The sequence below is a fragment of the Leptolyngbya sp. GB1-A1 genome, assembly GCF_039962475.1.
Taxonomy (GTDB): Bacteria; Cyanobacteriota; Cyanobacteriia; order Elainellales; family Elainellaceae; genus Leptolyngbya_A.
Genome location: NZ_JAMPLI010000001.1, coordinates 431,641 through 454,634 on the forward strand (window position 1 = coordinate 431,641; position 22,994 = coordinate 454,634).

Here is a 22,994-nt window from a genome sequence, read left to right on the forward strand (position 1 = left end):
AGAGTAGCCATCTTGAAAGATTAAGCTACTCTTCACAGTCTATCGTATTCGTGAAGGCAATCCCAAGCGGAGAGCTCGACGATTTACAGCTTCACTTCAATGTCCACGCCTGCGGGCAGATCCAGCTTCATCAACGCATCGATCGTCTTAGATGAAGGCTGGTAAATGTCAATAATACGGCGGTGCGTCCGGGTTTCAAAGTGCTCCCGCGAGTCTTTGTCTACGTGCGGCGATCGCAGCAAGCAGTAAATCCGACGCTTCGTGGGGAGAGGAATTGGACCGATCGCAGTCGCATTGGTGCGGTTTGCCGTGTCTACAATCTTTTCGCAGGAAGTATCCAGTAAGCGGCGATCGAACGCCTTCAGTCGAATCCGAATTTTTTGCTGTTGAATCGTTGCCATGAGCGTTCCCGTTAAGTTGTCTAGGTTCAGTTTGTCGGTTCAATCTGGTTTAATCCAGAGAGGCGGCTTTGCAGCGTGTCGCCTGATCTAGTGTACTGCTTTATGGAAGTTTTGGAGAGGAGTTGTCTGAGCAGGTATTGCCACAGGATGGGTACACCCTGCATCGCCCCCTAAATCCCTCAATACTAGGGGAATGGGACTTTCACGGCGTCAAAGAAGAACAGCAGCCAGCCCAAAGACCAACTGCTGCCCATGTTTTATTCAAACGATTGCCCTAAGACTCAATCTTGAATTACTTGAGGATCTTAGAAACCACGCCTGCACCGATCGTCCGACCGCCCTCACGGATTGCGAAGCGCATTCCCTGCTCAATTGCGATCGGGTTGATCAGCTTCACATTCATTTTGATACGATCGCCAGGCATCACCATTTCGGCGTTGCTGCCGTCGTCTGCGGTGAAGGATTCGATCGAACCCGTCACGTCAGTTGTCCGTACATAGAACTGGGGCTTGTAGCCTGCGAAGAACGGCGTCTTACGACCACCTTCTTTCTCGGTCAGAACGTACACTTCACCCTCAAATTCGGTGTGAGGCGTAATCGAACCGGGCTTCGCCAGCACCATGCCGCGCTCGATGTCTTCTTTCTTCAGACCCCGCAGCAGCAGACCCGCGTTGTCCCCTGCCATCCCTTCTTCGAGGCTCTTCTTGAACATCTCGATTCCGGTCACAGTTGTATTACGGGTGTCGCGAATGCCAACCAATTCAATGTTGTCGCCAATCTTCACCTTTCCACGCTCGATCCGTCCAGTTGCGACCGTTCCCCGACCCGTGATCGTGAATACGTCCTCAACCGCCATCAGGAAGGGCTTGTCCACATCCCGCTCAGGCGTGGGAATGAAGGAGTCTACCGCATCCATCAGTTCGTAGATCTTGTCAACCCAGTCATTTTCGCCGCGACCCGTCTTCGGATTAGCGATCATCGCTTCCAGAGCCTTCAGGCCGGAACCACGCACGATCGGCAGATCATCACCGGGGAACTCGTATTCGCTGAGCAGTTCGCGCAGTTCGAGTTCAACCAGTTCGAGCAATTCTTCGTCATCCACCATGTCTACCTTGTTCAGGAAGACCACGATGCTGGGTACGCCGACCTGCTTCGCCAGCAGAATGTGCTCCTTGGTTTGGGGCATTGCACCGTCGGTCGCTGCTACCACCAGGATTGCACCGTCCATCTGTGCTGCACCCGTGATCATGTTCTTCACGTAGTCAGCGTGTCCCGGACAGTCCACATGGGCGTAGTGCCGATTTTCAGTTTCGTACTCTACGTGAGCGGTGTTGATCGTAATACCCCGTGCCTTCTCTTCGGGAGCCGCATCGATTTCATCGTATTTTCTCGCTTGCGCCTGTCCAAGAGCAGCCAGGGTCATTGTGATCGCAGCCGTCAGCGTGGTTTTGCCGTGGTCAACGTGACCGATCGTACCGATGTTGACGTGGGGTTTAGTCCGTTCAAACTTTGCGCGTGCCATGTATCTATCCGTTCCTCTTTACTGACTATGCGTTCCCTTTGCTCTTTGCGATGATGGTTTCAGCCACGTTACGAGGAACCTCGTCGTAGTTGCTGAATTCCATCGTGAATATGCCGCGACCCTGGGTTTTAGACCGGATATCGGTAGCATATCCAAACATCTCTGCGAGAGGGACTTTAGAAGTCACCTTTGCAATTCCCTGCTCGGTGTCCTGTCCTTCGATTTGACCTCTTCGAGAGTTAAGGTCGCCAATGACGTTTCCAATGAAGTCTTCGGGAACTTCGACCTCAACTTTCATCATAGGCTCTAACAGAACAGGCGATGCCTTCATCACAGCATCCTTGATTGCCATTGAGCCAGCAATCTTGAAAGCCATTTCAGAAGAGTCAACCTCGTGGAACGACCCATCTACTAATCTTACCTTCAAGTCAATCACTGGATACCCAGCAATGATGCCGGACTCGCAGGCTTCTTTCATCCCTTGCTCAGCCGGGGCAACATATTCTTTTGGAATCGCACCGCCGACGACCTTCGAGACAAATTCAAAGCCCGATCCTGGTTTACCCGGTTCGACCTCAATGACCACATGACCGTACTGACCCTTACCGCCGCTCTGACGCACGAATTTGCCTTCCGTCCGAACAGGTTTACGAATGGTTTCACGGTATGCCACCTGAGGCGCACCAATGTTTGCCTCAACCTTGTATTCCCGCTTCATTCGATCGACCAGGATGTCCAGGTGAAGCTCACCCATTCCGGCAATCTCGGTTTGATTCGTTTCGGGATTAACCGTAACGCGGAAGGTGGGATCCTCCTCCGACAGAGCTTGCAGTGCTTTGGAGAGCTTGTCCATGTCCTGCTTGGTCTTCGGCTCAACTGCAACCGAGATCACGGGCTCAGGAACGAACAGCGATTCCAGGATGATGGTTGAGTTCTCGTCGCAGATCGTGTCTCCGGTAAAGGTGTCCTTCAGTCCAAGAGCTGCACCGAGATCGCCTGCCCGCAGTTCGTCTACTTCCTGGCGATCGTCTGCCTTCAGTATGATCAGGCGCGAAATCCGCTCTTTCTTGCCCTTCGTTGCATTGTAGACATAGCTGCCCTTCGTCAGAACACCAGAATACACGCGCACAAAGGTCAAGCGACCGTAAGGGTCTGCCATGATCTTGAACGCCAGCGCAGACAGCGGCTCATTGTCGTTTGCATGACGCACTGCTTCGCTGCCATCGGGCAGGGTGCCCTGAATCGGAGGGACTTCAGAAGGCGCAGGCAGATAGTCAATCACCGCATCCAGCATGAGCTGCACGCCCTTATTCTTAAAGGCAGAACCGCACAGCATGGGGACGATCGTTCCCGCAATAGTTCCCTTTCTTAAACCTGCCCGAATCTCGTCTTCGGTAAGTTCTTCGCCGCCCAGGTACTTTTCGATTAATTTGTCGTCAGTTTCGGCAACAGATTCGATCAGCTTTGTGCGATATTCCTGCACCAGATCTTGCATCTCTTCCGGGATATCCGTGACTTGAACATCCGTACCGAGATCGTTGGCGTGGATATATGCCTTCATCCGCACCAGATCTACAATGCCGCGCAGCTGGTCTTCAGCCCCGATCGGAAGTTGAATCGGCACAGCGTTTGCCCGCAGGCGATCGACTACCTGGCTGTAAACCTTGTAGAAATTCGCGCCCGTCCGATCCATCTTATTAACGAAGATGAAGCGAGGCACTCTATAGCGATCGGCTTGCCGCCAAACAGTTTCTGTCTGGGGTTGAACGCCGCCGACTGAGCAAAGCACAGTAATTACACCGTCCAGCACCCGCATCGATCGCTCGACTTCGATAGTGAAGTCTACGTGACCCGGCGTGTCGATGATATTAATGCGATATTCGGGTTCACCGGGCATCGGCTGAGTTGGATCATCAGGATTTCGACGAGTCCACTGCGTACTGATTGCAGCAGCCGTAATCGTGATGCCCCGTTCCCGTTCCTGTTCCATCCAGTCGGTGACGGCAGTTCCTTCGTGAACCTCACCCATCTTGTGAACCACACCGGAGTAAAACAGAATTCGTTCAGTTGTCGTCGTTTTACCCGCGTCGATATGCGCGGCAATGCCAATGTTTCTCACCCGTTCTAGCGGGACGGTCCGTGCCACAGCTACCTCCTTAGTCTCTGCTGCATCTTTATGCTTAGCGACAAGCACTGTTAAGATTCTATACTTTTGTCCCTGGCTCTGTGTAGTTTCTGCGAACTCTCACGATTGCGGATTTCCAACCTTATTGGATGGGTATCCTCACCAATCGCAAGCGGCAAGTGATTCAGCTTAGTGAACTGGGCGGGCAAGATGCCTACTCCCCAGGAAACACTGCTGGTTCAAATCACTCGCCTGACTGCGATCGCAATCTCGCCAGAGCAAATTTAGTAACGGTAGTGGGCGAACGCTTTGTTAGCTTCTGCCATCCGGTGGGTTTCTTCCCGCTTTTTGATTGTGCTGCCTGTTTCGTTAGCGGCATCCATCAGTTCGTTTGCCAGACGGCTTGCCATCGATTTGCCGGGACGCGCTCGGGAATAGGTCGTAAGCCAGCGCAGGGCCAGTGCCGTGCCGCGATCGGAGCGAACTTCCATCGGAACCTGATAAGTTGCACCACCCACCCGGCGAGCTTTCACTTCGACCAGGGGAGTGGCATTTTTGATTGCCCGCTCAAACACTTCAAGCGGTTCGTTGCCCGTGCGATCCTGAATAATCTTGAACGCATCGTAAACAATTCGGTAAGAGATGGATTTCTTGCCGCTTCTCATCAGGCGGACGACCATCATATTAACGAGGCGGCTGTTGTGTACCGGATCGGGCGGAGTTGGGCGTTTTTGAACAGTTGTACGACGAGACATAAGCTTTGACCTTGATCTTGCTTGACTTTGATTGCGGAGCCGCCCTTAAGGACAGCAGGTTTTTAGGTTTTTACAGGGAGTACAGTTTACCGAAGAAATACAGGAAACGCATCGCTTCGGCTGGTCTCCCCAATAGTTTTTTTGTCCGCTCAGCCGCATGAGCAGGAAATGGTCCCACACATTGCTTCAAGCAGCCCAGGCAATCAGGACTGCTTAAAGAGTCGAACGTTAAACAGTTAGAGCATAAAGCTGAGCAGTAGACTGCAGGCATTTGCAGAACTCAGATTGCTCAGCAGACAGCGACGAGACGCAGCGAAACATTGATGAACTATCTACTTAGTTGCTGCCTTGGGACGCTTCGCGCCGTACTTCGATCGACCCTGCTTGCGGTCTTTCACGCCTGCGGTGTCCAGCGTTCCACGGATAATGTGATAGCGAACGCCCGGAAGGTCTTTAACCCGTCCACCCCGAATCATAACAACCGAGTGTTCCTGCAAGTTGTGACCAATACCGGGGATATATGCCGTAACTTCAAATCCCGAAGTAAGGCGAACCCGCGCCACCTTCCGCAGGGCTGAGTTCGGCTTTTTGGGCGTAGTCGTGTAAACCCTCGTGCAGACGCCACGACGCTGAGGGCAGCTCTTCAAAGCTGGGGACTTGGTTTTCTTAGTAATTTTCTGGCGTTCGGTGTGGATTAGCTGCTGAATCGTTGGCATGAGTTAGAGCAGGTCTTGCCGCTTGAGTATTTTCCTAAAGTTTTCACAGTCTACTAATATATCAATTTTATTGAAAATCCGTCAATTCTGCCGATCGGGTTTGTGTGGTCATCTCAAGCTGCTCCCCTAACCCCCTCATTCTGAAAGAAGTGAGCCAGAGCACTACTGGCTTTCAAAGTTCTCCCAAATCGGGAATTTCGAGAGCAATTCAGGAGGTCAAAGACTCCTCAACCTACCTCCCAGTGAGAGAACTGCCTGATTATCGATCGCCTCACCTACAACCTCTTCATTCTCCTGAAGAGCGATCGCACCAAACTGAGCAAAGTATCGGTTGAGCCGCGGTGGAAATTCTGGGAAATAAAATTGACTGTCTCCCTTCGCAATATCTGCCCAAAAATATCTGAGGGAGGGTACGTATTGCTCAGCCGCTTCCAGAGGCAAATTCAAAGGAGGTTGGGTCAGAAGCTTGAGCATAAAGGAGCGCGATCGATCGCCCATCCATTCCCGCGAAGTGTGAGATAAATCTGGGAAACCGGGAACCGATGTAATGTGATGGGATTGGATTTCGAGCTGGGTGTCGTGCTTGCTTTGCAGTTCTCCGTTAGGGGAATCATCCTGGTAAAATTCGAGCACTCGATAGGGATGGGGATAGCTGACCAGAGAACCCGTTGTAATTTCGTAGAGATTTCCTTGCTGCGCGACATCCTGAACGTGTAGATGCCCGGTGAATAAAAGCTGTACGCCTGCCTGTCGCAGTAGAGCCAGCAGTTCTGGCGCGTTGGACAGCATATATCGCTGCCCCATCGGGTTTTGGGACTGTCCGGGCAGATGCTCCAGGACATTGTGATGTACCATCACCAGAACAAATTCGCCTGCTGTTTCAGATAACACCTGCTGAAGCCAGGCGAACTGATTGTCGTCTAAACGACCTGTGGCTATTTGCTGTCCGGCAGCATCGAAGAAATTAGAATTTAGCCCGATCAACCGCACTCCGGGCAGCAGTTTGCAGGTGTAGTAGGGTTGGTTGGGATCGCTGTAGCCAAATTTCTGGTAGTAGTGGGGAAACTCTTTGAGCCCGATCGATTTATCAGTTGCAAAAGCGTGAGGAATATCGTGATTGCCAGGAATCACATAGGCAGGAAACGGCAACCGCGAAAGGCGATCGGCGAGCCAGGCATGATTTTCCGGTTCACCGTGCTGAGTCAGATCACCAGGTAGCAGCAGGAAATCTAAGTCGAGCTGGGTGAGGTGATCCAGAACTTGTTCGATCGCCGGAATGCTGACTTCGACCAGATGAAAGCGGTGGGGCGAATCCCAAATTGTGTGAGGTAAAGCGATGTGAGGATCGCTGATAATTCCAAAACGAAAGCGGAGCGACATGAAATTTTGAATATTAAAAGGCTTGGTGCGAGTATAACTTCTGGACGGGGAGCTTGAAAATTAGGGATATCGTGCGAGTTGCAATGATTTGAATCTCGATGGCTTGTCGGATCGGTTGCTTGAATGCCCCGCTCCAAAAGGCAAGATGATCATTTCACAAGAAGCCCGAATTGAAGCTTCACAAGAAGCCCGGATAAGGTTGTTGATTACATGCATTCTGAGGGAGCGGATTGCATTGGTCGATTCAGCGATCGATTAGGCTAGGAAAGGTATGAACGCAGCCTGGTATGGCATGAGGGATATTTGAGGAGGTGAAGGGTACTCCATTGCTCCCCAAATCCTTCAACACCAGGGGACTTTGAAAGCGTGAGACGCTGGTAGCGAAAGACGTTGGTAGTGAGAGACGTTGAGGTAGATTTGTGGCAACCGTTCGAGTGCGTCAGCATGTTAATCCGCTTAGCGATAAGTATCAGCAGCCTGCGCCTGTGCCTGAGTGGGAGAAGGTTTATGCGGATCTGAATCAGCCGCTGCATCTGGATATTGGCTGTGCGCGGGGTCAGTTTGTGCTGGAGATGGCGCAGCAGTTTCCCCAGTGGAATTTTCTGGGACTCGAAATCAGGGAACCGCTCGTCATCCAGGCAAATAAGCTGCGCGAGGAAGCGGGTTTGACGAATCTCCACTATTTGTTTTGTAATGCGAATAATTCAGCGCGATCGCTCCTTCAGTCCCTACCGGCAAACGTTTTGCACCGCGTTAGCGTTCAGTTTCCCGATCCCTGGTTTAAAAAGCGACACCAGAAGCGGCGAGTAGTGCAGCCAGAACTTGTGGCAGAACTGGCAAAATTTTTAATTCCAGGGGGAACAGTGTTTTTGCAGTCGGATGTAAAAGCGGTGGCGATCGAGATGGGCGATCGGTTTCAGGAGCATCCAGCATTTGTGCGGCAGAGTCAGGAGTGGCTAGCAGAGAATCCGCTGGGAATTCAGACCGAACGGGAGCGATCGACCCTGGAGCGAGGAGAACTTGTTTATCGTGCTGTGTTTGAGCGGGCAAGTCGTTAAATCCAGGAGGGAAACCACCGACGCAGGGCGATCGCTTCAGGGGTCAGCGGCAGTCCGAGGTAGAGCGGCATCCAGAAGATAAAGGCAATCAGCAGCGTTAGTAAAACCCCAAGCGCAGTTACTTTCCGCCAGTAAACCGAACTTTGCAGCCAGCGATCGAGGATAAAGGCGAGTGCCAGAATCGCGAATATCAGCGACGGCATATAGTGATACAGAAACGTGCAGCGTTTGACGCTGAGCCAGGGAAGCAGGTTCGCTGCCCAACTGAGGGCAAGATAGGCAACGATCCAGCGAGTTGAGTTAGGTCGAAAGGCTGACCCTGATTCATCCGGTTGAGGGCGGATCATTTGCCGAAGCTGAACCAGAAACACACCCAAAAAGAGCAGAATGGCGAGCGTGGAAAACCACCAGAGCAGGGGATTTCCCATTGCATGAACATCAAAGACAAAGTTGCTCTGACCGGGAACCGCAGCCACTCCCGCAATCACTGCCGGATCGTTCGGAGAGGAACCGACCTGGTAAAAATAGGCAACCGGACGAAACATCACTAACCAGCTAAACCAGAGCGAGCAATAGGGATGCGCCTCTAAACCGCCAACACGACGGTGATAGTCATAGGTTTGGTACTGAAGTTCCCAGAAATTGAGAGCAGAGCCATCGACCTGCATATAGGGAATCCAGCTTACGTAATAAGTAAGCGCGGGGACGATCGCCAGCGGAATCAAAAAATGTCCGAGGTGGAGCTGGGTTAGCTTTTGCAGAGGAAGCTGCGTTTCAGCAAAACCTTGAGTTGGGAATCGCCATTGCCAGAGCCATGCCCCTATCCAAAGCAGGTAGATTCCCAGCAGAAAGCCCAGCCCGTTCCATTTGATCGCTGCCGTTGCGCCAAACCAAACGCCTGCAAAAATTAGCCAGAGCCATCGTCTGAGCGATTCCGTTTGCAGAGCCGCCAGAAACGCCGACTGTCCCAGCAGTCCAAACAGCACCAGGTAGATATTATTCAGCGCGTAGCGAGACTCGACCAGAAATAAACCGTCGATCGCCATTAGAAACCCGGCAATCAGGGCAAAACTACGGCGATGGGTGATTTGATAGGCGATCGCCGCCCCAATCAGCGGAATGAAAGCTCCAGTCACCGCATTCAGCCAGCGATAGCTAAACGGAGAAACCGTCAGACCTGCCAAGCCGTTTTTGACTTCGCCGCTCCAGGGCAGCTTTTCGCCCAGCCAGATGCCAAAAGCAATGATGTAGGTGCTCAGGGGCGGATGTCCGGTAAAGATGATTTCTTCCTTCAACCAGTTACTTGCAAACTTGGCGTAGTAGACCTCATCAAACACCAGGGTATTAAAACGGCTCAATTCCCAGAACCGCAGCCCCAGAGAACCAAGAAAGATTAAAACGAGACCCAAGCTAAACCAGGGAAAAGCGTCAGAGCCAGGCTTGGGTTTTAAGGCGATCGAAGGCATGGTCGCAACAAGGGAGGAAACGGCTAGGGAAAAACACCCTAAACAAACATCCCAATTGTGCCTTCTTCGGGGAATAACCGGAAGTCGTTTGGGTCGATCGCAAGCGGTTTGACCTGAACAATTTTTCTCCTTTAAAAAAGGAAAGGCACACTCTCTGTGTGCCCAAAGTTCACCACCCAAACTTTAATTTCTGAATCGATCGTTGAACCAGAAAGCAGAAGATTGTTAACGGCTATTTCTAAAATAATGCTCAATCTGGGGTTAAGAACCAGTTATTAAGCAAGCGTTTCGGGACAATAGCCTAAGCCCTGCACAAACTGTTTGCGGAAGTCCTCAATTTCGCTGCGATCGGGGTTTCCATGCGACACAACTGCCACCTGATATCGACGCATTACCTCCACCGGAGTCTGCCCAGTCTCTAGTCCCCAGAGCGCCATTCTTACGCGAATCTCAGGTTCGTAAGGAATACCTAGCTCGTTGAGAAACGATCGAAAGTCTCCATCGTCTTGAGCGTCGAGGGGGCGGCTTAGCTTTACCTTAATGACCCAACCATCAATTTGATGAATCACCGTGACAAAGCGAACAGGGAGCCAGGGCATTGAATGGAGATATTCCACGATTCTCAATGTCAGGCTGGCATTTGCGAGGTAGTAGATATAATCCATAACTTCTTGTCGTATCCTGCAAATGCTACTCTTTAATCTTCTCGTCATAGTCCCAGAAGGAATAGGGGAAAAGCCCCCTAACCTGCATAGGGAATTTCACCCAACGTGATGACCATCGGGTTAGTTTATCGATCGTTTCAAAAAGACCTGACGCAATGCCTGAAAATTCTGATCTCCTGCTGGAATCCTACGACTACGTTTTGCCACCAGAGCGGATTGCTCAAAATCCAGCCGTGCCGCGCGATAGTTCCCGGTTGCTGGTTGTGGGTACGAAAGACTATCAGCATCGCAGTTTCCGCGATCTGCCCGAACTGCTTCAGCCGGGAGATTTGCTAGTGCTCAACAACACTCGCGTGATTCCTGCCCGTTTGTTTGGACGAAAGCCGAATGGCGGCAACGTTGAAGTTTTGCTGTTAGAAGAACAGCCTCAGATCAATCAATGGCTTGCTCTGGTAAAACCAGGTCGGCGGGTGAAGGTGGGGACGCAAATCGAGTTTTGGGGCAACGAAATTCCCGAAATATCTGAGCATTCTCCAGATGAAAATTCTCCTGGTTTTGCCGCAAACGAAACCGATCGACCTCGCCCCAAACTAACAGCAAAGGTATTAGCCGTTGAACCCGCAACCGGGGGACGCTATCTGGAATTTGACTTGCCGCCCGGTCAATCGCTGCTGCCGCTGTTGGCTGATCTGGGTCATGTGCCTTTGCCGCCCTATATCCATGAGTCTGAAGCGGATGCGGAGCAATATCAAACTGTTTATGCCGATCGCCCCGGTTCTGCGGCGGCTCCAACGGCAGGACTGCACTTTACCCCAGAACTGCTGCAACGGTTAGATGAAGCCGGGATTCAGCGCGCCTTTATTACGCTCCATGTGGGAGTGGGCACATTTCGTCCGGTCGAGTCGAGCGACATTACGCAGCACCAGATGCACGGCGAATGGCTGGAGATCCCTGTCGAAACCGTAGACAAGATTCAGCAAACCCAGGCGAACGGAGGACGAGTGATTGCAGTCGGCACAACAGCCGTGCGATCGCTCGAAGGGGCAGCCGCCCAAACCGGAACCCTGCAACCCTACTGCGGCAAAACGAATTTGTACATCTATCCCGGCTTTCAGTGGCGCGTGGTCGAAGGGCTAATTACCAACTTCCATTTGCCCAAGTCGAGTTTAATGATGCTCGTGAGTGCTTTGATTGGGCGACAACGACTTCTCGATCTGTATCAAATGGCGATCGAGGAGGAGTATCGTTTTTATTCCTTTGGAGATGCGATGCTGATTTTGCCAGAAGCCCGCTTGATCTGAGAGCTGATTAGTTCATCAAAACTTATCGGTTCAGGACTTATCGGGTCAGGAAGGTCAGGAAGCGTGGAATCGGGGCAGGCAATCGCGAAGGGGGGGGAGCAGGCGTTGTCGGAATGTCCGGCTCCTCAATGATTTCGGGCAGGGTAGGCGGCAGGTCGTCTTGCTTAGGCGTTGAGGGAAGGACAGGCGGTTTTGCCTGGGGAGCTGCGTCCGGAGCATTGGGTTGAGCGGATTCGGGAGCAGACTGCTCTACCGGGCGAATCAGGAGGGGCGAGCGATCGTCCTTGGCTTTCCCTGCTGCTTCCGACGGGGATGCTTCAAGTTCGTTTTGAAGCTGCTCTTTCACTTCATCGGCTAACTCTTCTCGAATGCTTTCCTCATCGTCGGGCTGCTCTAATTCAGCCGGAATTTCTACGGGAGTCTGTTCAGTTGCGCGATCGAAAGCATTGGGGATGGCTTGGGGCTGCAGTTCAGTCGTTTCGTTCCCGGTTTTCTCGGGCAAAGTTTCCTGATCTGGTTCTCGCGTTTTTGCGGGGGTCACTTCTTCGAGCGTTTCTTCGACCGCAGCGGGTTCGGGGGCAGGTGGCGTGTAGTTGGGGTCGGTAAGGCGACGGGCGATCGTCAGCGGAATTTCTCCCCGAATCAAGCGGGATAGGGCATCGGTGCCGTTGGGCTGATAGTTGACGATGTGAATCGTGTTATTAAACGCATTGGGCAGCGGGTTGCCGTTTTCATCCAGCAGTTCGAGCTGAACCCAGTTTCTTCCAGGCTTTAAGCCTTGTAGATAAATCGGCTCCCAGCGATCGAAAGTAAAGCTTTCTCCGTTAATGGTGCAGCGAATTTGCCAGTCGGGAATCGCGTCCTCACTATTTTCTTGAGCGACAAAGTGAAGCGGTGCGTTCGTAAGATAAAAATCAAGCAGGACAGGTTCCGCACCGTAGTTCCCTTTGGGACGGCTGTAGGTCAGCAAGGGCTGGTGAGGGTCGGGATTGTTTTCAGGGGTTTTGGCAAAGATGTGGAAGGTAGTTTCAGCAAAGGCTCCTTCGTTTTTAAAGCTCTCGTGCCAGGGACGGGAGGCAAAAACGCGGATGGTATGGGTTCCGGGTTCGAGGTCGCTTAGAACGATCGGCTCATCGACATCAAAAATCGCCTGATAGGGCTGGTTGTCCAAAATAAAGTGCAGATGATAGCCCAGCTCAAATTCCTCGTCCTTAAACAAGGGCAGATCACGCACCTGAAGCTTAACAGAGGTTTGCGTGTCTTCCAGCACCTCATCAGAACGTGGACTCAAGATCGTCACTTGCGGCTGATAAATGTCGGTGTACTGCTTGAGTTCCTGAATCACACTAGGCGGCGCAATTTCTGCCAGTCGATTTCCCGATCGCGACAGCAGCGACTTGCGGGCGATACTGCCAGACTGACTACAGCTCACCATTGCCCAACTCAACACCAGCACCAGCATCGGAGCCAGTACGCGCTTCACCACACTCCGCCATTTCATCCTGTCCCGCTCCCTAAACGATCGCCTGTGTGAACAAAACGAGTCAATCAACCCCGATTGATCGAAGTATCAAAGTGATGATTTATCACTAGGGAACATTTTGCCTTAATCAGGAAGCGTTGACGTAGCACGCAGGCAGCAATTTTGGCATTGTTTGCCTGATTCATTGCTCTTTCCTAGCATTGAGTGATGAACTGGGATTGATCGCATTCCCATTGGCAGGGCGCAAGTGTTAGGAAACTGGCACAGAATTGCAGCTTTTAGCAGGCTTAGGGGCAGCGTTATTGCAGGTTTAGATTGATTTGAAGAATTGTGTCGAAACTCAGCAAATTATCAATTTTCGATCGGGTTGATGTCCGATCAAAAACGGTTTAAGGTGTAAGACGATTCCTGTCTGTTTTCTTCCCCAGATCATCGACCTTTCGATAGATTTTCTATTGATTGGAATGGATTGAATCTGGCGGAATTGATTTTTAATCAAAGCAAATCCCAAAGGAAAAGAGCCATGGTTCAACGCGGTTCAAAGGTTCGAGTCCTCCGCCAAACGTCCTTCTGGTACAACGAAGTCGGAACGGTCGCCTCGATCGATCAAAGCGGCATTCGCTATCCAGTAGTTGTCCGGTTTGACTCCGTGAATTACAGCGGATACAGCGGTTCGGCAGGCGGCGTGAACACCAACAATTTCGCCCTCAACGAGCTAGTAGAAGTTGAAGCTCCGGCAAAGCCTGCTACCAAGCCAGCCGCCAAAGCTTAAGTTACTAAAGGCTAGAATGGGAATCGGAAATTGTCTAAAGCATTGCAGCCTATCGCTGTAAAGTTTTCTAGCAGTCCTGTTCCCATTTTTGTTTAGCCGTGCCTGAGCTGCCTGAAGTTGAAACCGTATGTCGGGGTCTAAATAGCGTGACCCTGAATCAATCGATCAGGGGTGGGACTGTGCTGCTTGATCGCACGATCGCCTACCCCTTTTCTGCTGCGGAATTTGTAGAAGGCATAATGGGTCAATCGATCATCCAGTGGCAGCGTCGCGGCAAATATCTGCTGGCAGAACTGGTAAACGATGCTGGAAAACCTGCGGGCTGGCTAGGAGTTCATCTGCGAATGACCGGACAGTTGCTCTGGATGTTGCAGGATGAGCCGCTGCAAAAGCACTGTCGCGTCAGGCTCTTTTTCCCCAACGATCGTGAACTGCGATTTGTCGATCAGCGCACCTTTGGTCAGATGTGGTACGTGCCGCCCGATCGATCGCCTGGATCGGTGATTTCTGGACTGCAAGGCTTGGGCGTAGAGCCGCTTTCACCGGATTTCACGGTTGAGTATCTCGCAGAGCGACTGCAAAACCGCAAGCGTCCGATCAAAAACGCGCTGCTGGATCAAGCGATCGTCGCAGGCATTGGCAATATTTATGCAGATGAGTCCCTGTTTCTGAGCCAGATTCGCCCGGAAACGCTGGCAGCCAATCTCACTCCAGAGCAGGTCAAACAGCTTCATCAGGCAATTATCAAAGTGTTGCAAGACAGCATTGGCGCAGGCGGAACCACCTTTAGCGACTTTCGAGACATCCAGGGCATTAACGGTAACTACGGCGGCATTGCCTGGGTTTATGATCGCAAAGGCGAACCCTGCCGCAACTGCGAAACCCCGATCGAGCGAATTAAATTAGCGGGGCGATCGGCGCATTATTGCCCGATCTGTCAGCCCTCTGCTTAACCATTTCCCTAATGCAGAATGGGTTGGTTCAACGTAATGAAATAGAGGATCAGTGAAGTAATAGGGCAACACTTTACGGCGATCGGCAAGATAGCTACAGTTTAGTAACTGTGGTTGGTAAATCTTTATGCAAGTGGAGGATGAACGCAAAATTGTTTTCAATGCCTTCCTGATAGTCGTGTTTAATCTAGTTGTTGCCTGCTTCGGAATTGCTCTTTTTGCATGGTATTACACCCCTGGAAATCCTATACGTCCCAACCGTGTTGACATAAACCTAGTTGGTTTTACAGGAATATTTATAGGGGTATCTCAAGCCCTGTATCTTACTCCATTACTGATTTATGCGGCTCGCTCACGAAAGTGGGATTTAGTTAAAGGTGCAGCTTTGGGAGGTAGTGTAACTGCGCTGCTAAATGTCGTTCTTCTGCTCATTCTTTCCGAGGGGTAATGTTGTCGGTTAGATGTTGGGTGAGGCTCAGTCCTAGTTACCGTACCCCAACCCTTCATTGCACCGGACTGTTGAAAGCGATCGGCTAGGATGAGAGGCTACTGGCAGCCGGTGAATGTCGCCGTTATACAACTCAGCCCTGAGTGGAGACAGTACCCTTCAGTTATTAGTTATTGGTGAGACGCAATTGTAGAAATTCACGCAATAATTTGCTGGAGTGAAGAGATGCAAAATTGGTACAAGGAAGACCTTGCATACATTCATGATGTTGGTCACAGCGAATATGCTCTCAAATCCGCTCCTGGCATCCTTGATATTTTGGATCAAAACAGGATTCGAGAAGGTTTAGTAGTGGACTTGGGATGTGGAAGTGGATTATCAGCCTTAGAGCTTAGCAAGGCTCATTATCATGTTCTTGGAATCGATATTTCTGAGCCTCTGGTTGCAATTGCTCGAACCAGAGTTCCGGGTGCTGAGTTTCGAGTGGAGTCATTGTTTAAGACCAACATCCCGTCTTGCAATGCTGTTGTCTCAATTGGTGAATGTTTCAACTATCTATTTGATACAGATAACAATTGCCACACGCTGACTCAACTCTTCGATCGCATCTACAGCGCATTAACTCCAGGAGGTGTGTTCCTCTTTGATATTGCAGAACCAGGATAGGGGATGCAAGGAAATAAAACTCAGAGTTTTACTGAAGGGTAAGACTTAATAGTTCTTGTTGAGAAGGAGGAGAATCAAGAGCAGTCAATATTGATTCGTCGCATTATCACTTTACGAAAAGTGGGAGAACATTACAGGCGAGATGAAGAAGTACATCATTTACGACTGTACAAGGCGAAAGACATGGCTGAAAAACTTCGTGAGATAGGGTTCCAGATTCCAGTCATGCGTAGTTATGGTCAATATAAACTACCAAAAGCCCATGCTGCCTTTATTGCACATAAATCAAGATGAAATTGCAAATGAGCAAGCGATCGCCGTATAACAACCGTGTTAGAGCGGATTGAAGAAGTCCTGATGTGGTCTTAGAAATTTTTGCAACCGCTTATCTTGGTCATTAGACCGATAGAGCAAGCGATCGCCCCTCACCTTTCTCGCCCGCCTGCTCCTCCGCTCCTCTGCTCCCCACAAATCCTGTAATCCTGACAATTCCCTGTCCCACTCCCACCGATCGCGCTCTAATATAGATAACGCTGACTTTCATGGGAACCTATGCTCTTTTCAGATGCCAAACCTGCCCTGCTTGTCCTTGCGGATGGAACCAGCTTTCAGGGATGGTCGTTTGGGGCGACCGGAACGACGATCGGTGAAGTCGTTTTTAATACGGGCATGACAGGCTATCAGGAAGTGCTGACCGACCCCAGCTACGAGGGGCAGATTGTCACCTTTACTTATCCAGAGCTAGGCAATACTGGAGTAAACCCGGACGACGAAGAATCAATTCGTCCTCATGTGCGGGGGGCGATCGCCAAAAACATCTGTTACCGTCCGAGCAACTGGCGATCGACTGAATCCTTGCCCGACTATCTGAAGCGACATCACATTGTTGGAATTTACGGCATTGATACCCGCGCGCTGACGCGCAAGATTCGAGCAACGGGGGCAATGAACGGGGCAATTTCAACCGAAGTGCTTGATCCGGCGGATTTGCTGCTTCAGGTGCAGCGAGCTCCGAGCATGGCAGGTTTGAACTTAGTGCGGGGAGTGACAACGCAAAAAGTCTACGAATGGGCTGACCCGACTGAATCGTCCTGGGAGTTTCGCCCAACGTTAGACAGTGCTACTGGGGAACAGTTGACCGTAGTGGCGATCGACTTTGGCATCAAACGCAACATCCTGCGACGGTTGGCAAGCTACGGGTGTCGAGTAATTGTGGTTCCGGCAGATACGCCGCCAGAGGAAATCCTCAAGTTCAATCCAGACGGAATTTTCCTCTCGAATGGACCGGGCGATCCTGCCGCAGTAACCGAGGGCATCGAGACGGCAAGAGCCTTGCTGGAAAGCGAGAAGCCGATGTTTGGCATTTGTATGGGCCACCAGATTCTCGGTCTATCGCTGGGGGGCGAAACGTTTAAGCTCAAGTTTGGGCATCGCGGCTTAAATCAGCCCTGCGGGTTGCATCAGCGCGTGGAAATTACTAGTCAGAATCACGGATTTGCGATCGACGCAGACTCCCTGCCAGATGCAGACGTAGAAATTACGCATCTGAATTTGAACGATCGTACAGTTGCCGGATTGCGTCACAAGTCGCTGCCGCTGTTCTCGGTACAGTATCACCCGGAAGCCAGCCCTGGTCCTCACGACGCAGATTATTTGTTCGATAACTTTGTGCAGTCCATGCGCGAACATCGCCAGCAAAGGGCAGGATAGGGTAATTCTTGCTGATTTTTAATCCGGTTTCCTGACCATGCATAAAGTTAAGAAAACGCAGCAATCCTGGTTTCGATCGGCGCTGCGGCTGCGAGGATCGGTGATTCCGGCAGTTTTGCCGCGTACCTTGGTGTGTGGGCTCTTTGCGATCGGCGTTGTGCTGCTCGATCGATTAGGTTATCCGGTGGGTCTGCCTGTGTTAGCGGGCGTGATTCCAAATGTCGTCCTGGGGCTGATGCTGGTGTTTCGCACCAATACTGCCTACGAGCGGTTTTGGGAGGGACGGAAGCTGTGGGGCAGTCTTGTGAACGCCACTCGCAATTTGGCACGACAAATTTGGGTTTCGGTTATTGAAAAAGATCTGCAAGATCGCCAGAATAAGCAAATTATTTTGTCTTTGCTAGCTGGATTTTCAGTTGCAGTGAAGCGGCATCTGAGGCAGGAACCGGTAAATGAGGAGCTAGAAAAATTAGTGCCTCATTCGCAGTACTGCACGCTTAAAACACTGCATAATCCGCCGCTCGAAATTGCCTTCTGGATTCAGGATTATTTGCAGTATCAATATCAGCGGGAATGCCTGAATGTCTATCAGTTTTCTCAGATGCAGCAGTCGCTCAATGCAATGGTAGATTGTCTGGGAGGCTGCGAACGCATTTTGAAAACGCCCATGCCGCTGGCTTACGGAATTCACCTCAAGCAGGTTTTGCTACTTTATTCCCTGACGCTGCCATTTCAATTTGTGGCAGAGCTGCATGGATGGACAGTGGCGATCGTCATTTTAATTAGCTTCATTATGTTTGGGATCGAGGAAATTGGAATTGAGATTGAAAATCCTTTTGGTCACGACGCAAACGACTTACCGCTCGATAGCATTTGTGCCACCATCCAACAAAACATTGAGGAACTGATGCTGCTGGAGCCAAGCAGCGCCCTGCAAAGAAAGCGGCATATTCCCCCTTTTCTAGAGCAAACTTCTCAGCGTGAAAGCGTGAGTTAACTTTAAGCTCAATCGAATTTGATGTAAGGAAATCGCTCGACGAAAAGGCTGAAGAAGAAGCATCTGCTGTTTGGTAGATAATTACTCCTTGCGAATAATTGCAAATGATTTCTATTAGATTACTGCAAAGTATTTTTTAATAGTTGACGGTTCGATAAACTCTCCTCTAGATTAAAGGCAAAGCAGGAATTATCAATGTTGAATCGTTGATCTTTCCTCACCCGGATAACAGCCAACGATAGCTAGCAGTTCTATCTGCTGAGAGAGGAAACTTATATGGTAACGATCGCATCCGCTATTCAAGCTTTCGACCAGGTTCGGGACAATCCAATCCTGCTGGAGAAAAACGTTACCACAGCGATTTGTGAAGGACTAAATATCACTTTAGCGAGCTTTCAAGCCCTCTATTTGCAATATCAAAAGCATCATTTTGTGGTGGAAGGTGCAGAATTTTATTCGCTGCATCAGTTCTTTGATGAGGCATACGGAAAAGTGCAGGATCACGTTCACGCCATTGGTGAGCGGCTCAACGGTCTGGGCGGCGTTCCAGCAGCAAGCTTCACCAAACTGGCAGAACTCTGCTGCTTCACTGTAGAACCGGACGGCATTTTCTCTTGTCGAGATATGGTTGTCCATGACTTAGCAGCAGAGCAGGCAATCATTGGAGTCATTCGGCAGCAGGCAGCTCAAGCAGAGAGTTTAGGCGATCGAGCCACGCGCCTGCTCTATGAGCAAATCTTGCTGCAAACCGAAGATCGAGCGTTCCACCTGGATCACTTCCTGGCGCATGACAGCCTGACTCCGGCATTTACGCTAGCGAGTGTCAATTAGCCGTTTTTGGGTTAACCTCCCAGAGTAACGCTGCAAGGCGAAGCAGTTCCCCCTTACAGGGATTCCCCTTGTAGATATTTGGTCAAGGGCAACAGTAACTCCTCAAGTCCTTAGCCCAATTCCCCAGGGAAAATAAGTAGAGAAAATAAGCTGTCTCTCCCGTGATGGGATGGGCGGCTTTTTTGTAGAACCGGGATGCTCACACTTCATCCGATCGAGCGACTCATTCAGTTTGTACGACTGTAATTTGAACTACAATTTCCGACTGGGTCAGCAATCATAATGAGGCTGTTTGTTGTGATCACTACCGTTTATTGAAAAGGCAGATTAAGCGATCGAAAGGAATCTCAAAGTTAGGTAATTTCTCGCTTCCACAGATTAAAATTCCTTTGCTGCCAGGTTCTCAACTTTTCGCCTATGATCAGCCTAGTGCCAGCCTAGTGCAGCCTATAATCAACGGGTGATGCATGCGTTTTACGGCGATCGACAACATCGCTTGTCCAAACGTCTGCTGACCGTCAGTTGATTGGGCGAGGCAATTGGGCAGGGTGCTTGGGCAGGGTGCTTGGGCAGGATAGTAAAGTTTCGATCGGGGTTTATTAGATTGCTTTCCCTAAATCATTCGTAAACAATCTGTGCGTGAACAATCTGTGCGTAAGTCAAGTGTGACCTTTAAACCATCTGCGAATCCTGCTGCTCTGCCAAAGCGGGTTGAGCATCGTATCCTAAAAGTTTCGTAACGAAGTTCTGTTCAATTTCTGCAATTGTGCCATTCGTTGGTTTTTGCGTCTCAAACTAATTCAATGAACAAGATGATTCGCTTGTTAGAGCAAATAGTTTCTCCGGTACGGTTTTATCTGCGTGGGTTCTGGCGCAGCGTTGCGCTGTTTTCCATTACGCTTGGCCTAATTGTTGGCTGCGGTACTTCTTCAAACTCCCCCACGGCAACCACTTCGAGTCCGGCGGCGGATGGTGCAGCGGCGGGGGGCGGTGATCCCTTTACGGTCGGGATGGTGCTGGTGGGTCCGCGCAACGATTCGGGTTGGAACCAGGCACACTACGACGGAATGCAGGAAGTTCTCCAAAGAATGCCCGACCTTAAGTTTGAGTATGTGGATAAGGTCAACCCTGCCGATCGCCCCAACATCACAGGCGCACAGGTTGCTGATGATCTGATTTCTAAAGGCGCAAAAATGGTCATCTTCAACTCGGATGACTTTAAAGACGATGCGCTGGAGACGGCAAAAAAGCATTCTGATGTGGCGGTCGTTCATGCGTCGGGCGACTATGCCTGGAAAGAGGGTCAGAACTTCAAGAATCAGCCGAACCTGGGTAATATCATGGGGCGGATGGAGTACGGCAAAATGATTGCAGGCTGTGCCGCTGCCCTGGGTTCCGAGAGCGGCAAGATCGGCTACGTTGGTCCGTTGATCAACGATGAAACTCGTCGATACACTTCCGCGGCTTATCTGGGCGCAAAGCACTGCTGGGAAAACTATCGCAACAAGGCAGCGGCTGACCTGGATTTCAAAGTCACCTGGATCGGCTTCTGGTTTAACATTCCGGGTAAAACGCTCGACCCGACTAAAGTGGCAGATGACTATTACAACGGCGGCTACGATGTGGTGATGTCGGGAATTGACACGCCCGAAGTGTCTGCCCAGGCGAAGAAAGCGGCGGAGGCAGGCAAAGCCGTGAAGTATGTCCACTACGACTTTAAGGGCGGCTGCGATCTGGCTCCTGATATCTGCTTAGGCGTGCCCTACTACAACTGGGGAATTCCTTATGAGACGGCGATCCAGAAAACGATGGGCGGTGAAATGCCAAGTGAGTTTGTCTGGCTCGGTCCCGACTGGAAGGACATTAACGCCCCAGCCTCGATGATTGGCTTCCTGCCGGGGAACGCGCTAGGCGACCAGAAAGCCTCGCTGGACAAGTTCATTCAGGGCTTGGGCGATGGCAGCATTAACCCGTACAAGGGTCCGATTAAGCTCCAAGACGGCAGCACCTTTGTAGCAGATGGTAAGACGGCAACCGATCAAGAGATTTGGTATATGCCCCAGCTATTAGAGGGAATGGAAGGAGCCAGCAAGTAAATCAGCTCATAATAAAGAAAGGGGGGTCAGACCAATGGCTGATCCCTTTGCCTTTTTTCTGCCGCCTTTCAGGAATTTGCCTCTTCAGGGATTTGCTATGAGAGTTGAACTTCAGGACATCAGCAAGCGGTTCGGCACGGTTCAGGCAAACGATCGCATTTCGCTTACGGTCGAGGCAGGGAGCATCCACGGACTGCTGGGCGAAAACGGTGCGGGAAAAAGTACACTGGTCAAGATTCTCAGCGGCTTTATCACCAAGGATTCCGGTCGATTGCTGCTGGACGGTAGGGAAACCGAGATTCGCACACCCGCCGATGCGATGAAGGTCGGAATCGGAATGCTGCACCAAGATCCGCTCGATTTTCCGCCCCTAAGCGTCCTGGAAAATTTTATGGTGGGCAAGTCGGGCAGTCTGCTAATGGCTCGATCGCAGGTCGTGCGGCAGTTTCGGGAGTTAGCAGCTCAATTTAATTTTGATTTGAATCTCTACGCCAAAGTGGGCAATCTTACCGTCGGCGAACGGCAGCAGCTTGAGATTTTGCGCTTGCTTTCACTGGGCGTGAATACGCTGATTTTGGATGAGCCAACGACTGGCATTTCGGCAGCCCAGAAAGACGCTTTGTTTGCAGCAGCGCGCAAGTTAGCAGACCAGGGTAAATCGGTGATTTTTGTATCGCACAAGCTCGAAGACGTGAATCAGTTGTGCGACCGCCTCACTGTGATGCGTCAGGGTCAGGTGGTGGGAAATTTGCCCGTGCCCTGTGCTGAGGCTGAGCTAATTAACCTGATCTTTGGACATGAACTGGCTCCTCCCGTCAAACCGCCGACCCAGCGAGACCAAATTGCCCTCGATCTGGAAAACGTGATGCTGATCAGCGATCGGCTTCAGATTCGGATCGATCGGCTCACGGTGAATCAGGGCGAGGTCGTTGGCTTAGCCGGGCTCGAAGGCAGCGGTCAACAGCTTTTGCTTCAGCTTTGCGCCGGACTGCTCAAAACGCCTACCGGACAAATTTGCGTTAACGGACAAAACCTCACGCAGCAGCCTTATCCGGCGTATCTGAATGGGGGAATTGGCTACTCGCCCGCCGATCGCCTCCGAGAAGGACTGATTCCGGGTTTAACCATTCAAGAGCACGTTGCCCTGCGGACTCCTGCGAAAAGCTGGTTTATTGATTGGAAAGACATTCTGGACAAAACCCAGCGATCGATCGCCCTGTTTAACATTCGTGGCAAACCGAGCAGCACAGTCGAGCGGCTTTCCGGCGGCAACCAGCAGCGTACCCAGCTTTCGCTTTTACCTGTCCCGCTCAACCTCCTGTTAATGGAACAGCCGACTCGCGGCTTGGATATTGAGTCTACGCTGTGGGTCTGGCAGCAGTTGATTGCCCGATGCGAAGGCGGCACAACGATCTTGTTTACCTCTTCCGATCTCGATGAGATTATGCAGTACAGCGATCGGGTGATTGTATTCAGCAGTGGGAAAATGTCTCAGCCGATTGATGCTTCACAGTTGACAGTCGATCGCCTGGGACAGATGATTGGCGGTCGATTTGATGCGCTGCTCAACGCAGATAGCCCGCCTGATTACCCTACACCGGAAATTGCAAAGCAATCGACCAAGCAAAACGTCATGGGTTAGTTTCCCA

Annotated in this window: 20 protein-coding genes and 1 pseudogene; 11 read left to right on the plus strand and 10 right to left on the minus strand. The window is 51.0% G+C overall.

From position 1 onward, the window contains the following. Positions 1-83: 83 nt before the first annotated feature. The 6 genes from rpsJ to NDI45_RS01915 all read right to left on the minus strand — a co-directional run bounded on the left by rpsJ (position 84) and on the right by NDI45_RS01915 (position 6,899). Positions 84-401 (minus strand): 30S ribosomal protein S10, encoded by a 318-nt coding sequence (rpsJ, locus tag NDI45_RS01890; protein WP_058882368.1) that lies wholly within the window; start codon positions 399-401, stop codon positions 84-86. A gap of 292 nt (positions 402-693) precedes the next feature. Beyond that, a complete protein-coding gene (gene tuf, locus NDI45_RS01895; protein WP_190791333.1) occupies positions 694-1,923 on the minus strand; it encodes an elongation factor Tu in 1,230 nt (409 codons plus the stop codon). A gap of 25 nt (positions 1,924-1,948) precedes the next feature. After that, positions 1,949-4,069 carry an elongation factor G gene (fusA, locus tag NDI45_RS01900; RefSeq protein WP_348245939.1) on the minus strand — a complete coding sequence of 707 codons (2,121 nt, stop codon included), beginning with the start codon at positions 4,067-4,069 and terminating at the stop codon, positions 1,949-1,951. A gap of 263 nt (positions 4,070-4,332) precedes the next feature. Beyond that, positions 4,333-4,803, minus strand: coding sequence for a 30S ribosomal protein S7 (gene rpsG, locus NDI45_RS01905; protein WP_190790287.1), 471 nt, complete (start codon positions 4,801-4,803; stop codon positions 4,333-4,335). A gap of 332 nt (positions 4,804-5,135) precedes the next feature. Next, the gene (gene rpsL, locus NDI45_RS01910; protein WP_190790286.1) at positions 5,136-5,519 is read right to left on the minus strand and encodes a 30S ribosomal protein S12; all 384 of its coding nucleotides are present in this window, start codon (positions 5,517-5,519) and stop codon (positions 5,136-5,138) included. 216 nt (positions 5,520-5,735) lie between these two features. Then, on the minus strand, positions 5,736-6,899 hold the full coding sequence (locus tag NDI45_RS01915) for a metallophosphoesterase (RefSeq protein ID WP_348245942.1): 1,164 nt from the start codon (positions 6,897-6,899) through the stop codon (positions 5,736-5,738). A gap of 419 nt (positions 6,900-7,318) precedes the next feature. Between NDI45_RS01915 and trmB the strand changes: the two genes are divergently transcribed. Next, on the plus strand, positions 7,319-7,957 hold the full coding sequence (gene trmB, locus NDI45_RS01920; RefSeq protein WP_348245944.1) for a tRNA (guanosine(46)-N7)-methyltransferase TrmB: 639 nt from the start codon (positions 7,319-7,321) through the stop codon (positions 7,955-7,957). Here the strand turns inward: trmB and NDI45_RS01925 are convergent. Together NDI45_RS01925 and NDI45_RS01930 are read right to left on the minus strand one after the other, a co-directional pair. Further along, the gene (locus tag NDI45_RS01925) at positions 7,954-9,423 is read right to left on the minus strand and encodes a phospholipid carrier-dependent glycosyltransferase (RefSeq protein ID WP_348245946.1); all 1,470 of its coding nucleotides are present in this window, start codon (positions 9,421-9,423) and stop codon (positions 7,954-7,956) included. The two genes, trmB and NDI45_RS01925, sit on opposite strands and share 4 nt — an antisense overlap. 275 nt (positions 9,424-9,698) lie before the next feature. Further along, positions 9,699-10,088: a hypothetical protein gene (locus NDI45_RS01930; RefSeq protein WP_190789621.1), complete on the minus strand. Its 390-nt coding sequence runs from the start codon at positions 10,086-10,088 to the stop codon at positions 9,699-9,701. Positions 10,089-10,243: 155 nt separating this feature from the next. Between NDI45_RS01930 and queA the strand changes: the two genes are divergently transcribed. Further along, positions 10,244-11,389 carry a tRNA preQ1(34) S-adenosylmethionine ribosyltransferase-isomerase QueA gene (gene queA, locus NDI45_RS01935; protein ID WP_348245949.1) on the plus strand — a complete coding sequence of 382 codons (1,146 nt, stop codon included), beginning with the start codon at positions 10,244-10,246 and terminating at the stop codon, positions 11,387-11,389. Between the two features lie 37 nt (positions 11,390-11,426). On the opposite strand, the gene NDI45_RS01940 is transcribed toward queA, so the two are convergent. Then, positions 11,427-12,890 carry a hypothetical protein gene (locus NDI45_RS01940; protein WP_348245951.1) on the minus strand — a complete coding sequence of 488 codons (1,464 nt, stop codon included), beginning with the start codon at positions 12,888-12,890 and terminating at the stop codon, positions 11,427-11,429. Between the two features lie 505 nt (positions 12,891-13,395). Here NDI45_RS01940 and NDI45_RS01945 point away from each other — a divergent pair. The 4 genes and pseudogenes from NDI45_RS01945 to NDI45_RS01960 all read left to right on the plus strand — a co-directional run bounded on the left by NDI45_RS01945 (position 13,396) and on the right by NDI45_RS01960 (position 16,005). Beyond that, a complete protein-coding gene (locus NDI45_RS01945) occupies positions 13,396-13,644 on the plus strand; it encodes a photosystem I reaction center subunit IV (RefSeq protein WP_190789733.1) in 249 nt (82 codons plus the stop codon). A 98-nt stretch (positions 13,645-13,742) separates the two neighbouring features. After that, entirely contained in the window at positions 13,743-14,597 is an 855-nt protein-coding gene (locus NDI45_RS01950) for a DNA-formamidopyrimidine glycosylase (RefSeq protein ID WP_348245953.1), read from the plus strand. A gap of 127 nt (positions 14,598-14,724) precedes the next feature. Continuing rightward, on the plus strand, positions 14,725-15,045 hold the full coding sequence (locus NDI45_RS01955; RefSeq protein ID WP_348245955.1) for a hypothetical protein: 321 nt from the start codon (positions 14,725-14,727) through the stop codon (positions 15,043-15,045). A gap of 225 nt (positions 15,046-15,270) precedes the next feature. Continuing rightward, positions 15,271-16,005, plus strand: a pseudogene (locus tag NDI45_RS01960) (class I SAM-dependent methyltransferase). A gap of 103 nt (positions 16,006-16,108) precedes the next feature. On the opposite strand, the gene NDI45_RS01965 reads toward NDI45_RS01960, so the two are convergent. Continuing rightward, complete coding sequence (locus tag NDI45_RS01965) at positions 16,109-16,255, minus strand: hypothetical protein (protein ID WP_190792705.1); 147 nt, start codon at positions 16,253-16,255, stop codon at positions 16,109-16,111. A gap of 8 nt (positions 16,256-16,263) precedes the next feature. On the opposite strand from NDI45_RS01965, the gene carA reads away from it, so the two are divergent. The 5 genes from carA (at position 16,264) to NDI45_RS01990 (ending at position 22,987) form a co-directional block, all read left to right on the plus strand. After that, the gene (gene carA, locus NDI45_RS01970; RefSeq protein WP_348245957.1) at positions 16,264-17,421 is read left to right on the plus strand and encodes a glutamine-hydrolyzing carbamoyl-phosphate synthase small subunit; all 1,158 of its coding nucleotides are present in this window, start codon (positions 16,264-16,266) and stop codon (positions 17,419-17,421) included. A 37-nt stretch (positions 17,422-17,458) separates the two neighbouring features. After that, on the plus strand, positions 17,459-18,418 hold the full coding sequence (locus NDI45_RS01975) for a bestrophin family ion channel (RefSeq protein WP_348245959.1): 960 nt from the start codon (positions 17,459-17,461) through the stop codon (positions 18,416-18,418). Between the two features lie 276 nt (positions 18,419-18,694). Then, positions 18,695-19,249, plus strand: a complete 555-nt coding sequence (locus NDI45_RS01980; RefSeq protein WP_190792708.1) for a DNA starvation/stationary phase protection protein — start codon at positions 18,695-18,697, stop codon at positions 19,247-19,249. A gap of 803 nt (positions 19,250-20,052) precedes the next feature. Continuing rightward, a complete protein-coding gene (locus NDI45_RS01985) occupies positions 20,053-21,345 on the plus strand; it encodes a BMP family ABC transporter substrate-binding protein (RefSeq protein ID WP_242067415.1) in 1,293 nt (430 codons plus the stop codon). A gap of 97 nt (positions 21,346-21,442) precedes the next feature. Beyond that, a complete protein-coding gene (locus NDI45_RS01990; RefSeq protein WP_348245962.1) occupies positions 21,443-22,987 on the plus strand; it encodes an ATP-binding cassette domain-containing protein in 1,545 nt (514 codons plus the stop codon). The last annotated feature ends 7 nt before the right edge of the window (positions 22,988-22,994 follow it).